The sequence below is a fragment of the Pantoea nemavictus genome (assembly GCF_037479095.1).
GTDB lineage: Bacteria > Pseudomonadota > Gammaproteobacteria > Enterobacterales > Enterobacteriaceae > Pantoea > Pantoea nemavictus.
Genome location: NZ_JBBGZW010000001.1, coordinates 1,386,819 through 1,400,589, shown reverse-complemented (window position 1 = coordinate 1,400,589; position 13,771 = coordinate 1,386,819). Strand labels below are relative to the sequence as shown.

The window sequence follows — 13,771 nt, the reverse complement described above, 5'->3', positions numbered from 1 at the left end:
ACAGTTTGTGCAGGAGAGAGTGATGTCCTCTGACAAGCGCCGGGTAAATCATGAAAGAAAGCTACCAGATAGCACCGCACTTCTATGATGAGATGTTGCTGAGCGATGGCCAACACCGCGCTCACTACCAGCATTACTGGGAATGGTTACAACAGGCGGACAAAGATGCCGTGGCGCGCAAGCGCGAAGAGGCGGAACTGCTGTTTCATCGCGTCGGCATCACCTTCAACGTGTACGGTGACGACGGCGGGGCAGAGCGTTTAATTCCTTTCGATAGCGTGCCGCGCATTATTCCTGCTAGCGAGTGGGCGATGCTCGATCGCGGCATTCGCCAGCGCGTGCAGGCGCTCAACGCCTTTCTGCATGACATCTACCATCAGCAATTCATCCTCAAAGCAGGCATCGTACCCGCCGAGCAGGTGCTGGTGAACGATCAATATCAGCCCTGCATGCACGGCGTCGATCTGCATCGCAATATCTACGCGCACATCGTCGGCGTAGATATGGTGCGCAATAACGACGGCGAATATTACGTGCTGGAGGACAATCTGCGCACGCCATCTGGCGTCTCCTACATGCTGGAGAATCGTAAGATGATGATGCGCCTCTATCCGGAGCTGTTCGCCGAGCGCCACATCGCGCCGGTGGAACGCTATCCTTCTCATCTGCTGCAAACGCTGCGTGAAAGCTCGCCGGTCAACGATCCGGTGGTGGTGGTGCTCACGCCGGGCCGCTTTAACAGCGCCTACTTCGAACACAGTTTCCTCGCGCAGCAGATGGGCGTGGAGTTGGTGGAGAGCGCCGATCTGTTTGTTAAGGATGGCGCGGTGATGATGCGTACCACCGCGGGCCCGTGCAAAATTGATGTGATTTATCGCCGCGTCGATGACGCTTTCCTCGATCCGCTGGCATTCCGTCCGGATTCGATGCTCGGCGTGCCGGGCCTGCTGTCAGTGTATCGATCCGGCAACGTGGTGCTGGCGAATGCCATCGGCACCGGCGTCGCTGATGATAAGTCGATCTATCCCTATGTGCCGGAGATGATCCGCTACTACCTCGATGAAGAGCCGATCCTGAATAACGTTCCTACCTGGCAGTGCCGCAAACCACAGGATTTGACTTATGTGCTGGCCAACCTGGCGAAAATGGTGGTGAAAGAGGTGCACGGCGCGGGCGGCTACGGCATGTTGATTGGCCCGGTGGCGAGCCAGCAGGAGCTGAGTGATTTCCGCGATCGCCTCAAAGCGCGGCCGGAAAACTACATCGCCCAGGACACGCTGTCGCTCTCTACCTGCCCAACCTTTATTGATAACGGCCTCGCGCCGCGTCATATCGATCTGCGGCCGTTTGCCCTGTGTGGCGCGGATATCCGGCTGGTGCCTGGCGGCTTAACCCGCGTGGCGCTCAACGAAGGTTCGCTGGTGGTGAACTCGTCGCAGGGCGGCGGCACCAAGGACACGTGGGTTCTGGAGGATGACGCATCATGCTAAGCCGCACGGCCAGTGGCCTTTATTGGATGGCGCGCTATCTGGAGCGCGCAGAACAACTCGCTCGCGTGTTGGATGTCACCAACCGTTTGTCGTTAATGCCGGTACGCGGTAATCAGGGTGAAGATCTGCTGCTGCCGCTCAACCTCACCGGCACGCGTGAACTGTTCGAAACCCTCAACGGTCGCTTCACTATGTCGCAGCTGTTCAACTTCTTCGCGCTTGACGATCGCAATCCGTGCAGCATTTTCAGCTGCTGGCAGGAGGCGTGGAACAACGCGCATGCGGTGCGCGGCAGTTTGTCATCGGAAGTGTGGGAGAGCATCAACTCGACCTGGATCGAGATGCGCAACACGCGGCGGCGCGGCATCACCAGCGCCAATGCCGATAGCTTTTTTGATTGGGTTAAAGAGCGCTCGCACCTGTTTCGCGGCGCGATGTTCGGCACCTTGCTACGCGGCGATGCCATGAGCTTTATCCGCATCGGCACATTAATGGAGCGCAGCGACGGCACCGCGCGTCTGTTGAGTGTCAATCAGCAACTGATGGAGCAGCAGTCGGATTCGGTACGTGAATATTATCGCCTCGACACCCTGCTGCGCGCGGTATCCGCCCGCGAAGCCTATAACGCCATATTCAAGCAGCAGCTGTTGCCGGATCTGGTGAATGAGATGCTGATCCTGCGCAGCGAAAGCCCGCGATCGCTGCACTCCTGCATTGATGAGATCGCTACGCAGCTGGAGCAGCTCGGCAGCAGCGGGGAAGATCGACCGCGCTATTTGATCACCGTGCTGCTGGCGGAGATGCGTTTCAGCACCTGGGAAAGCCTGACGCAGGAAGGGTTAACGCACTGGCTCACGGCTTTCCTGACGCGCCTCAACGCGCTGGCAGACAGCATCAATCACACCTATCTGGAGGCGAAATGAGACTGAACATCGAGCATAAAACCCGCTACGCCTATGAGCAGCAGGTGACACTCAGTACCCAGTATCTGCGCCTGACGCCGCAAAACTCGGTGCATCAACGGATTATCTCGTGGGATCTGGAGCTGCCGTGCGCAGCTACCTGCACGCAAGATGCCTATGGCAATGTGATGCATGTGCTGACGCTGGATACGCCGCATCAGCAGCTCGATATCGCGGCGCGTGGCGTGGTGGAGATTCTTGATGCCGGCGAATGGGCGCCCGATCCGGAATGCGCCTTGTCGCCGCTGGTGTTTCTGCGCGCCACGCCGCTGACCCAGCCCGATGCCGAAATCCGCGAGTTTGCTCAGCGCTACTGGCGGCCGGAAAAGCCGCTGGCCAGCCTGGAAAAATTGATGGATGAACTGCTGCTGAAGATGCCGTATCGTCCCGGCAGCACCCAGGTGAGTGATAACGCGGCGAAAGTATTTGCTGCCGGCAGCGGCGTTTGCCAGGATCACAGTCACGTGTTTCTCGCCTGCTGTCGCAGCCTGGGGATTCCGGCGCGCTATGTCAGCGGCTATCTCTATACTGAAAACGTGGAGCACGTCGCCACTCATGCCTGGGTTGAAGCCTGGCTGGATGGCAGTTGGCACAGCTTTGATATCACCAATAATACCCGTAGCACGCGCCAGCATTTGCGGCTGGCAGTCGGCGTGGATTATCTCGATGCGTGTCCGGTGCGCGGTATGCGACTGGGCGGCGGCGGTGAAGATATGCTGGCGGTGGCTGCGGTGCTGCAGGTGCACGGGCAGCAGTAATTTTCTTGGCAGGCTTAACTATGACTTATTGTGTGGCAATGCGTTTATCGTCAGGGATGATTTTTGTTTCCGATTCACGTACCAACGCGGGCGTTGATCATATTTCCTCGTTCCGTAAATTGCATGTGTTTCAGGTGGATGATGAGCGCACGCTGGTGCTGCAAAGCGCTGGCAATCTGGCGACCACGCAGAGCGTGCTGAGCCTGCTGCGACGTAACAACGGCGATGGCGATCAGCCCAATCTGCTGAATGGACGATCGCTGTATGACATTGCGCTGATGGTGGGTGAAACGCTGCGTGAAGTGATTAAGCGCGATGGCGAGGAGTTTGGCGGCACGCTGCTGCTGGGCGGCCAGATTCGCGGCGAGGAGCCACGTCTGTTTCAGATCTATCCGCAGGGCAACTTCATTGAGGCGAGCGTCGATACGCCCTATTTCCAGATTGGTGAGAGCAAATACGGTAAACCGATTATTGACCGCGTGTTGCGCTACGAAACGCCCTTAAGCCAGGCGATGCAGTGCGCGCTGATTTCGATGGACTCTACGCTGGCGAGTAATATTTCCGTTGGCCTGCCGCTGGATGTGATGGTGTATCGCAGCGACAGTTTTAGCGACAGCGAGCAATATCACATCACCGAACAGCATCCCTATTATTCGCAGATTCGCCAGCTGTGGAGCAAAGGGTTGTTGAGCGTGTTTTCGCAGTTGCCCCCGTTGAAGTTGTAACCAGGTCGCCATGAATGGCGACCCTACGTATCAGGCAACGATGATGAGATAAGAAAACGTGTTACCGCGCAATTAAATCAGCGCATTGAGTTTGGCGGTCATATTAATACCGCTAATCCCTTTTAATCCTAATTTGCGCAGGATTTTTATTTTATAAGTGCTGACGGTTTTACTGCTCAGCTGTAATTGCGAAGCGATCTCTTTATTACTCATCCCCGAAGCCAGTTTAACTAACACCACCAATTCGCGTCGCGTCAGGCTCATCAATTTCTCGCTCTCGATCAATTCTCCGGCATCCGCGGCGGCATGGGTCACCGGATAAAAACGATTACCGCGCTCGACTTCTTTTATGGCGGTAATGAGCGTGTCTAATTCCCCCCGTTTGTAGACATAACCCTCAACGCCTAATTGCAGGCAACAGCGTTGATAAAAAAGACTTTCTGAGGCGGTAAATATGATGATTTTCTGTTCAGGAAGCGCGCGTTTAATATCGGCAATCAGCGGAATGCCGGCGCGGCCGGGCATGGTGAGATCGAGTAGCAGGACGTCTGGACGCAGCTGGTGCAGCTCGGTAATCAGCATATCTCCTTTCTGCGCAATGCCAACAATTGCATAGTGATAAGAGTCTAAAAGTGCCTGGATACCCGCACAAATTAACGGATGGTCATCAACAATAAATACCGAATGAATCATATGTGTAGCCCAGAAAAAAAAGAAAAAACCCAAGGGTGAAAAACACCCATAAAAAAAACACAACCAGAGGTGTGACCAGATTAATTCACGGGGCTTAACAATAAGATTTAAGCTCTGTCTTGAATTTGGGAATTTAAGATCAATTGATCGATTTTATGTGCGAGAACAAAGCACGTTGCTTTTTTTTCCGCCGTAACAGGACACGAGTCATAAATCTGAAAACAAGCCGTTTTAACGTCGAGGCGATAAACCGCTGCGCATAAAAGGTGAATGATGTTTTCAGTTGATCAGCTTCTCGATAGTTACTGGCCAGGTCATCAGGCGGCGAACTGGCAAAAAAGCGCGCTGAAATGGGCGGTTCGCGAGCATGAATTCCAGGCATTTGCCGCGCGTTATCGCCACCTCAAAGGCGTGGACATGGTGGAGCAAGTGCTGGATCACCTGGATGTGCGCTGCGAACTGAGTGAGCGTGATTTAGAGCAGATCCCCACGCGCGGGCCGGTGGTGATTGTGGCGAATCATCCGCTCGGTGCGTTGGATGGATTGGCGCTGCTGGCGGCGGTTTCACAGGTGCGGCGCGATGTGAAAATCGTGGCTAACCGCATGTTGATGATGCTGGAGCCGATCAACAACATGATGCTGCCGGTGGATAACATGGGCAACCGCACCAGCCGCGAGCAGCTCACGCGCATGCAGCAGCATCTTGATAATCAGGGCGTGCTGATTATCTTCCCGGCGGGCGAAGTGTCGCGCCTCTCCAGCCGTGGCGTGCGCGATCGTCACTGGCATCACAGCTTCCTGCGCCTCGCGGCCCGCGCCCGTGCGCCGATTGTGCCGGTGCACGTGGTGGGCCGTAACAGCCTGGCGTTCTACGCGGCGGCCAAAATCGCCTCGCCGCTGGCGCTGTTAATGCTGGTACGCGAGATGTTCCGCCAGCGCGGGTCACGCATCAAACTGCATATCGGCGAGCAGATCCCGTTTGCCAATTGGCACGATGGCCACACGCCGGGCAAAGAGCTGGCGAAGCGGCTGCGCAAACATCTCTACCGGATTGGTCAGGGCCGTCGCGGCCTGTTCCAGACCGAAGCGGCGATTGCGCGTCCTGAAGATCGCGCCGAACTGAAAAAAGCGCTCATGGAGAGCGAGCGTCTGGGCACGCTGCCCGATGGCAAACAGATCTATCTGTGGCGGCGCAACGGCGCCAGCTGGGTACCGCTGCTGCGTGAACTGGGACGTTTGCGCGAAGTCGCGTTCCGCGCGGTGGGCGAGGGCAGCGGTCGCCGTCGCGATCTTGATAAATACGATGATGATTACTATCACCTGATTCTGTGGGATGACGATGCGCTGGAGATCGTCGGTGCTTATCGCTTTATTCCGGGTGCCGAACAGCTGGCGCGCCGTGGGCTGGAGGGGATTTACAGCGACAGCCTGTTCCACTACGACGCGCGCATGTTGCCGATCATTAATCAGGGATTGGAGCTGGGGCGCAGTTTTATTCAGCCCGCTTATTGGGGCAAACGCGGCCTCGATTATCTGTGGATGGGCATCGGTGCCTACATCGCCCGCTATCCGGAAACTCGCTATCTGTTTGGTCCGGTCTCGATTTCCGGCGGTATGCCGCTGGCGGCACGCGATCTGCTGGTGGCGTTTTATCGCCTCTACTTCCCCACCGAACTGCCGCTGGCCACCTCACGTCGTCCCTATCCGGCATCGCTGCCAGAAGTGCTGGCCCAGTTCACCGGCGATAACTACAGCGAAGATTTGCGGCGTCTCAAACATCTGCTGGCCAATCTCGGTACTGCCATTCCTACGCTCTACAAACAGTACTCCGAGGTGTGCGAACCGGGCGGCGTGCAGTTTATCGATTTCGGCAGCGATCCCGATTTCAATAACTGCATCGATGGCCTGGTGCTGGTGGATCTCACCCGCGTGAAGCCCGCGCGCTATGAGCGCTATATCGGGATGCATCTGTGAATCGGCTTGCAGCACGCACGTCCTCGTTGCGGCGCGATTTATCGCGCTCTGTACACTCCGCTCTCCTGGAGAACGCGCAATAAATTGCGCCGCTACAACCTGGGCGGACAATGATGTCACGGCGCTGTCATCTGAGTGTCGTAGGGTCTTAGCCGGACTGTCAGAGAAAGGCCGTAAACATGGCGTCAATCACACTGCGCGGGCTGTGCAAATCCTTTGCGGCGCAGCCGGTATTGCAAGACATCTCGCTGCAGATTGCGCAGGGAGAATTTATCGCCGTATTGGGCCCGTCGGGCTGCGGCAAGACCACGCTGCTACGCCTGCTGGCCGGTTTCGAAACCGCCGATGGCGGCGAAATCCACGTTGGCGATCGCTGCTTTGCCGCACCGGGCGTGCATCTGCCGCCGGAAGATCGTCAGCTTGGCGTGGTGTTCCAGAGCTACGCGCTGTGGCCGCATATGACGGTGGCGGAGAATGTCTCCTACAGCCTGAAGGTGAACGGCGTAGCACGTGCTGAGCGCGAGCGCCGCACCCAGCAGGCGCTGGAGCTGGTGGGATTAGAACACTTCGCGGCACGTCGTCCTGCCGATCTCTCCGGCGGCCAGCGTCAGCGCGTGGCGCTCGCCCGTTGTTTGGTGGCGCAGCCGACGCTGGTGCTGCTCGACGAGCCGCTGGCGAACCTCGATGTCCATCTGCGCGCTACCATGGAAGAGGAGTTCCGCCGCTTCCATCACCACAGTCACGCCACCCTGCTTTACATCACCCACGATCAGCATGAAGCGATGGCGCTGGCCGATCGCATTGTGGTGATGGATGGCGGACGCGTAATGCAGTTCGCCACGCCGCAAACGCTGTGGCGCGAGCCGGCGAATGCCATGGTCGCGCGCTTTATTGATGACGGCAAAGTTCTGCCCATCAGCGACGTTGAACCGCTCGGCGAGGGCCGCGCCTTTGCCACGCTGTTTGGGGTGCGCATGGCGTTACGCTGTGCGCCACATCAGCGTCCGCAGCCGCAGGCGCAGGCCAGTTTCCACGCGGTGGATTTTCGTCTGGCGCAGCCCGGCGAGCCGCAATTTGCCGCTCGCGTACAGCGGGTGATCTATCGCGGCGGCCATCATCAGCTCAACGTCACGCCGCTGGCTGCCCCCGAATCCCGCCTCACGCTGCTGCTGGCCGATCAATCTTTACCCGCTGTCGACGCGACCCTCGGTGTGGCGCTGCGCGACGGCTGGATTCTTCCTTCTTAACCTTCTTCTACTCAGGGACATGCGATGCGTACTACCTTCAACGTTTTGATGTTAGCCAGCGGTTTACTGGTTTCTGCCGTCACTCATGCCGAACCGGCGCCAGCGGGCAAGCTGGTGGTCTACACCTCGCAAGCGCCGGAGATTGCGCAGCAAACCATGGATGCATTCAAGGCCGCTTATCCCAATGTGCAGGTGGAGTGGACGCGCAACGGCACCACGCAGTTGATGAACGTACTGCGTACCGAAATGCTGAGCGGCCAGGCCAAACCGGACGTGCTGCTGATTGCCGATGCCATTAACCTTGGCGCGCTGAAAAATGAGAACCAGCTCTACACCTACAGCGATGCGCCGCTCAGCCACATCAATCCGTCGTTCTACGACCAGGACAAGACCTTCTTTGGCACCAAAATTATCGCCACGGTGATTGCGTATAACACCCAGCTCGCGCAGCCGGTTGACAGCTGGAGTGCGTTGGCGGTCGAAGCCAATAAAGGCCAGATCGCGGTGCCAAGCCCGCTGTACTCCGGCGCGGCGCTCTACAAGCTGCACACCGATATCAACACGCCGTCAATTGGTTGGAGCTTCTATAAAAAGCTGGCGGCGCTGGGTGTTGCGCCGCAGGGCGGCAACGGTCCGGCGCTGAAGGCGGTGGCCAGCGGGCTGGATAAATACGGCATCATCACCGACGCCGACGTGATTCTGGCGAAGAAAAAGGGCTCGCCGGTTGATCTGGTTTATCCGCAAGAGGGCGTCTCCTACGTCACCGAACCGGTGGCGATCATGAAATCGGTACATAACCTGCCTGCCGCCAAAGCGTTCGTGAACTTTTTGCTGTCCGAGCCGGGCCAGAAACTCGTGGTTGAGCAGGGCAACCGTCCGGTTGACGATCGCATCGCGGCGCCGGAAGGTTTCACGCCCATCAACAAAATTAAGCTGCTGTCGCCGGACGTAGCGCAAGCGATTAAAGAAGACGCCGCAGTGCGCGACCAGTTTACCGCGCTGTTTGGCGGCTAATCATGAGCGTGGTGAGCAACGAATGGCGCAGCACGGCGCGCGGCGCTAAACGCCTGGGCTTTAACAGCGAACGGCTCATCCTGGCGCTGCTGGTGCTATTGATTGGCCTGCTCTCGGTCGCGCCGCTGCTGCGGCTGGTGTGGACCGCGATTGCGCCGCACGGCGTGCCGGATCTGGCGCGCTTGACGCGTCTGCTGGCGAGCGATCGCGTGCTGATCGCCAGCTTCAATACCTTGTTCATTGCGCTCAGTTCGACCCTTATCTCGGTGCTGCTGGGCACGGTCGCCGCGTGGCTGGTGGCACTCAGCGATATGCGCGGCAAAACCGCCTGGGTGTTTGCCTTTATTCTGCCGCTGATGATTCCGCCGCAGGTGACGGCGCTGGCGTGGCTGCAGGCGCTGGCGCCCGGCAGTCCGCTGGCGCTGCTGTTTGCCCGTCTGGGATGGCCGTGGTTTGCGCCGGGCGAACAGCCGCTCTACTCCTTAAGCGGTATGGTGTTGCTGCTGGGTACCCATAATGCGCCGCTGGTGTTTCTCACCGTGCGCGCGGGTTTGCGCCGTTTACCTGCCGATTTGGTGGAAGCGGCGCAGGCCAGCGGTGCGTCACGCGCGCGCATACTGTTCACCATTGTGCTGCCGTTGGCGCGCCCGGCGATTTTTGCCGGTGCCGCGCTGACCTTTGTCGCGGCGGCAGGCAACTTCGGCATTCAGGCGATGCTGGGGATTCCGGCGCGCGTCCCGACGCTGATCACGCTGGTGTATCAACAGCTGAATGGCATTGGTCCGAGTGCGCTGCCGAATACCGCCGTTTACGCCTTGTTGATTGCCGTGATTACGCTGGCGGGCATGGCGGCGAGCGCGTGGTTAGGTGGGCGACATGATGTGCGCGTCAACGGTGCGCCGCGTGTGTGGCAGCAATCGCTGGGGCGTGGCCGGATGGCGATTGCCGGCGTCGCCTGGCTGTGGATGGCGCTGACCTTGCTATTACCGCTCAGCGCCTTACTGATCACCGCATTAACTCGTGGTTTCGGCCAGGCGCTGAGCTGGCAAACCCTGACGCTGGAGAACTTCCGCGCCGCGTTATGGGGATATCCGGCGGTGCGTCACGCTTTTCTCACCAGCCTGGGCTTGACCACGCTAACGGCGCTGCTGCTGACCTTCTGCGCGCTGTTTCTCGCTTACTTCCTCAGCTGGCGTCGCAGCAAATTAGTGCGCGGCCTGTGGCTGGCAAGTGAACTGACCTACGCGCTGCCGGGCATTGTCACCGGCGTGGCGGCGATGCTGTTCTTTCTGCGTCCGCTGCCGATGATCAATATTTCGCTGTACGGCACGGTATGGATCATCCTTGCCGCTTATCTGGCGAACTTTCTCGCACTGGTGTTGCGTCCGACGCTGGCGGGATTTGCGCAACTGGAACCGGCGCTGGATGAAGCAGCGCGGTTGTGCGGTGCGGGTTTCATGCGCCGCATGCGCGATATTTTACTGCCGCTGGCGGCGCCGTCGGCCCTGGCCGGCAGCGTACTGGTATTTCTCACGGCGCTGAATGAGATTCAGGTCTCGATACTGCTGGTGACCTCGCAAACGCAAACTATCGGACCGACCATCGTGTTTCTTGATGAAGGCGGATCGGCTTCGCTGGCGGCGGCGGTGGGCTGCCTGATGATCCTCGTGGTTTTCTTATTAATGGCGCTTGCTAGCAGGCTGACGCGCCGCCTGCCGCAGGGCGTTTTGCCGTGGCAGGCATAACGGTTTTTACCGTCAACAGTTGCTGATTGCTGAAGTATCCCGCTGAACATTTTCTCGCCACTGCCGATAACTGACCTACCAACATTTGTCTGTGGATGAATAGCGCTTGTCAGCGCTGCGTATTTGCGCTTAAGTCTGCATGCTAATTAAGAATTTTCTTAATATTTCTGAATAATACCAGGCCAGCAATAGGCGAATAACAATGAATAATAACTCTGACGTCATGTACCGATTATTGGTGCAGAGCGTGGTGGATTACGCCATTTACATGCTCAAACCCGATGGCACCGTGGCGAACTGGAACGCCGGGGCACAACGCGCCAAAGGCTACACGCCCGATGAAATTGTTGGGAAGAATTTTGCGCTGTTCTACAGCGAAGACGATCGTAAAAACGGCGCGCCGCAGCGCGGGCTGGCGGGGGCGACAGCGACGGGGCGCTTCGAAACCGAAGGCTGGCGCTATCGCAAAGATGGCAGCGCGTTTTGGGCGCATGTGGTGATCGACGCGATTCGGGATGAGTATGGCGAGCTGTTAGGTTTTGCCAAAATCACCCGCGACTGCACCGAACAGCAGGAACAACAGCGTAAACAGCGCGAGCAGGAGCAGCGCTTTCGCATGCTGGTGGAGGGCGTCAGCGATTACGCCATCTACATGCTCGATTTGGACGGCAACGTTGAAAATTGGAACGTAGGCGCCCAGCGCGCGAAAGGCTACCTGGCCGAAGAGATCGTCGGACAGCACTTCTCACGCTTCTATAGCGCGCAGGATCGCCTCAATCACATCCCGGAAAAAAACCTTACCACCGCGTTTAAAACTGGCCGTTTCGAAGATGAAGGCTACCGCTATCGCAAAGATGGCAGCGCGTTCTGGGCGCACGTGATTATTGATGCGATTCGCGATGATGCCGGTAAATTGATCGGCTACGCCAAAATCACCCGCGATTGTACTGAGCAGCAGGCGCTGCTGCGCAAACAGCATGAGCAGGAGAAAAACTTCCGCCTGCTGGTGGAGGGCGTGCGCGATTACGCCATCTATATGCTGGATGTGCAGGGCCGCGTGGTGAACTGGAATAGTGGTGCTCAGCGCGCCAAAGGCTATATCGCTGATGAGATTGTCGGTCAGCACTTCTCGGTGTTTTACAGCTCCGCCGAACGCAATGCTAACTCGCCTGAAGCCAACCTCGGGATTGCGTTAAAAACCGGCCGTTTCGAAGATGAGGGCTGGCGCTACCGCAAAGACGGCTCGGCGTTTTGGGCGCATGTGGTTATCGAGGCCATTCACGATGAAACCGGCAAACTGATTGGTTTCGCCAAAATTACCCGCGATATCACTGAACGGCGTGAGAATGAGCAGCAGCTGCTGCGTGCGCGCGATTTAGCGCAGACGCAGAGCGCGAAGATGTCTGAGCTGTCGGGCTTCCTCGACACCATCATCAGTAATATTCCGTCGTGCGTGATTGTTGAAGACGCCATCAGCCGCGAAATTTTGATGGTGAATGACAAAGCAGAGCAGCTGTTTGGCGTCAATAAAGCGCTGATCATGCATAAACGTCCGCATGAGTGCATGTCGGCCGAGCTGGGGGATTACTTCAATAGTCTGGCGGATGTGGCCTTGCGCAGCGAAGGTATTCATGCGCGCGAACAGCTGATGCTAACCGCCGGCGGCGAGCGCATTCTGCATACCCGCGCCACCACCATCAGCGGCAAAGATATGCGGCAGAACTACGTGATGCTGATTGTGGAAGATGTGACCGACCAGCGCGAAGCCGATGCGCGCATCCGCCATATGGCGCACCACGATAACCTCACCAGCCTGCCAAACCGCGTGCTGTTCCGCCAGAAGCTGAGCGAAGCGCTGCGCGTGGATAACCAGAACGGCCACACCAGCGCCACGCTGTGTCTCGATCTCGACAACTTTAAAAACGTCAACGATGCGCTCGGCCACCAGATTGGTGACGACCTGCTGCGCGTGGTGGCAAAGCGCCTGCGAACTGCGCTGCGCGATCACGATACCCTGGCCCGCATCGGCGGCGATGAGTTTGCCATTGTGCTGCCGAATGTGCGCAGCGCAGATGAAGCGGCGGTGGTGGCACAACGTTTGATCGAAGCGATTCGTCCGCCGATTAACGTGGAAGGGCATAACTTGTCGGTGGGCTTGAGCGTTGGCATCGCGCTGACCTCGCAAGCCACCAATACGCCGGAACATATGCTGCGCTGCGCCGACATGGCGCTGTATGAAGCCAAGCGCAATGGGCGTAACCGCTTCGAGCACTTCACCATGGAGATGGACGATCAGGCGCGCAGCCGTCGCGTGATCGAGAACGATCTGCGGGAAGCCATCACCGGTCGCCAGCTCAAACTCTATTACCAACCGATCACCGACGAGAAAGGCATTATTGGCTATGAAGCGCTGATGCGCTGGCATCACCCGATTAAGGGGCTGATCATGCCGAATGATTTCATCCCCATTGCTGAAGAGACCGGCTTGATCCATATGCTCGGCGCGTATGCGCTGTATGAAGCCTGCCGCGAAGCGCAGAGCTGGGGCACGCAACAATCGGTGTCGGTTAACCTGTCGCCGCTGCAGTTCAAGAACAGCTCGCTGGTTTCGGTGGTGGAAGGGGCGTTACGGGAATCAGGGCTGGCGCCACATCGGCTGGAAGTGGAGATCACCGAATCGGTACTGCTGGACGATACGCTTGGCAATATCCGCACGCTGCAAAGCCTGAAAACCCTTGGCGTGCAGATTGCGCTGGATGATTTCGGCACCGGCTATTCATCGCTGAGCTATTTGCGCTCGTTCCCGTTCGACAAGATCAAAATCGACAAGTCGTTTATCAACGATATGGGCGACAGCCGCGAGGCGCTGGCGATTATCCGCGCCATTACCGGCATGAGCCGCAGCCTGGATATTCAGATCACCGCCGAAGGTGTGGAGAGCAGCGAGCAGTTCGCCAAGCTGCGCGAAGAGGGCTGTACGCTGTTCCAGGGCTATTTCTTTGGGCGTCCACAGCCATCGGAACTGCGTTTGAAAGAGCTGGATTAAAATCGCGCGATCAATCGCGCCGCTACAGATTCGTGCATGTAGTGTAGCGGCGCAATTTATTGCGCAATGTTGAACGCAGCCATAAAAAAACGCCCGACATGTCGGGCGTTTGCTGTT

10 protein-coding genes are annotated in these 13,771 nt (G+C 57.9%); 9 read left to right on the top strand and 1 reads right to left on the bottom strand.

Features of this window, described 5'->3' with window-relative positions; translation table 11 throughout:
- Positions 1 to 50 precede the first annotated feature (50 nt).
- From WH298_RS06270 to WH298_RS06255, 4 genes are read left to right on the top strand one after another with little or no spacing between them, the layout of a single operon-like run.
- Entirely contained in the window at positions 51 to 1,490 is a 1,440-nt protein-coding gene (locus WH298_RS06270) for a circularly permuted type 2 ATP-grasp protein (protein ID WP_007891881.1), read from the top strand.
- A complete protein-coding gene (locus tag WH298_RS06265; protein ID WP_180822476.1) occupies positions 1,484 to 2,413 on the top strand; it encodes an alpha-E domain-containing protein in 930 nt (309 codons plus the stop codon). Before WH298_RS06270 ends, WH298_RS06265 begins: the two co-directional genes overlap by 7 nt.
- A complete protein-coding gene (locus WH298_RS06260; protein WP_180822475.1) occupies positions 2,410 to 3,210 on the top strand; it encodes a transglutaminase family protein in 801 nt (266 codons plus the stop codon). The genes WH298_RS06265 and WH298_RS06260 overlap by 4 nt, the downstream gene beginning before the upstream one ends.
- A 20-nt stretch (positions 3,211 to 3,230) precedes the next feature.
- On the top strand, positions 3,231 to 3,935 hold the full coding sequence (locus WH298_RS06255; RefSeq protein WP_007891878.1) for a proteasome-type protease: 705 nt from the start codon (positions 3,231 to 3,233) through the stop codon (positions 3,933 to 3,935).
- Between the two features lie 72 nt (positions 3,936 to 4,007).
- Here WH298_RS06255 and WH298_RS06250 read toward each other — a convergent pair whose 3' ends face one another.
- A complete protein-coding gene (locus tag WH298_RS06250; RefSeq protein ID WP_235440713.1) occupies positions 4,008 to 4,691 on the bottom strand; it encodes a response regulator in 684 nt (227 codons plus the stop codon).
- 210 nt (positions 4,692 to 4,901) lie between these two features.
- Between WH298_RS06250 and olsF the strand changes: the two genes are divergently transcribed.
- From olsF to WH298_RS06225, 5 genes are all read left to right on the top strand, one after another.
- The gene (gene olsF, locus WH298_RS06245; RefSeq protein WP_007893205.1) at positions 4,902 to 6,602 is read left to right on the top strand and encodes a bifunctional ornithine lipid synthase OlsF; all 1,701 of its coding nucleotides are present in this window, start codon (positions 4,902 to 4,904) and stop codon (positions 6,600 to 6,602) included.
- 179 nt (positions 6,603 to 6,781) lie between these two features.
- On the top strand, positions 6,782 to 7,849 hold the full coding sequence (locus tag WH298_RS06240) for an ABC transporter ATP-binding protein (protein WP_180822474.1): 1,068 nt from the start codon (positions 6,782 to 6,784) through the stop codon (positions 7,847 to 7,849).
- A gap of 24 nt (positions 7,850 to 7,873) precedes the next feature.
- Positions 7,874 to 8,863: an ABC transporter substrate-binding protein gene (locus WH298_RS06235; RefSeq protein ID WP_180822473.1), complete on the top strand. Its 990-nt coding sequence runs from the start codon at positions 7,874 to 7,876 to the stop codon at positions 8,861 to 8,863.
- Between the two features lie 2 nt (positions 8,864 to 8,865).
- Positions 8,866 to 10,608, top strand: a complete 1,743-nt coding sequence (locus WH298_RS06230; protein WP_180822472.1) for an ABC transporter permease — start codon at positions 8,866 to 8,868, stop codon at positions 10,606 to 10,608.
- Between the two features lie 202 nt (positions 10,609 to 10,810).
- The gene (locus tag WH298_RS06225; protein ID WP_180822471.1) at positions 10,811 to 13,654 is read left to right on the top strand and encodes an EAL domain-containing protein; all 2,844 of its coding nucleotides are present in this window, start codon (positions 10,811 to 10,813) and stop codon (positions 13,652 to 13,654) included.
- Positions 13,655 to 13,771: the final 117 nt, after the last annotated feature.

Excerpts from the sequence above, each read along its gene's own strand:
- WH298_RS06270 (WP_007891881.1), top strand. The coding sequence starts at position 51 with ATGAAAGAAAGCTACCAGATAGCACCGCACTTCTATGATGAGATGTTG.
- WH298_RS06265 (WP_180822476.1), top strand. The coding sequence starts at position 1,484 with ATGCTAAGCCGCACGGCCAGTGGCCTTTATTGGATGGCGCGCTATCTG.
- WH298_RS06260 (WP_180822475.1), top strand. The coding sequence starts at position 2,410 with ATGAGACTGAACATCGAGCATAAAACCCGCTACGCCTATGAGCAGCAG.
- WH298_RS06255 (WP_007891878.1), top strand. The coding sequence starts at position 3,231 with ATGACTTATTGTGTGGCAATGCGTTTATCGTCAGGGATGATTTTTGTT.
- olsF (WP_007893205.1), top strand. The coding sequence starts at position 4,902 with ATGTTTTCAGTTGATCAGCTTCTCGATAGTTACTGGCCAGGTCATCAG.
- WH298_RS06240 (WP_180822474.1), top strand. The coding sequence starts at position 6,782 with ATGGCGTCAATCACACTGCGCGGGCTGTGCAAATCCTTTGCGGCGCAG.
- WH298_RS06235 (WP_180822473.1), top strand. The coding sequence starts at position 7,874 with ATGCGTACTACCTTCAACGTTTTGATGTTAGCCAGCGGTTTACTGGTT.
- WH298_RS06230 (WP_180822472.1), top strand. The coding sequence starts at position 8,866 with ATGAGCGTGGTGAGCAACGAATGGCGCAGCACGGCGCGCGGCGCTAAA.
- WH298_RS06225 (WP_180822471.1), top strand. The coding sequence starts at position 10,811 with ATGAATAATAACTCTGACGTCATGTACCGATTATTGGTGCAGAGCGTG.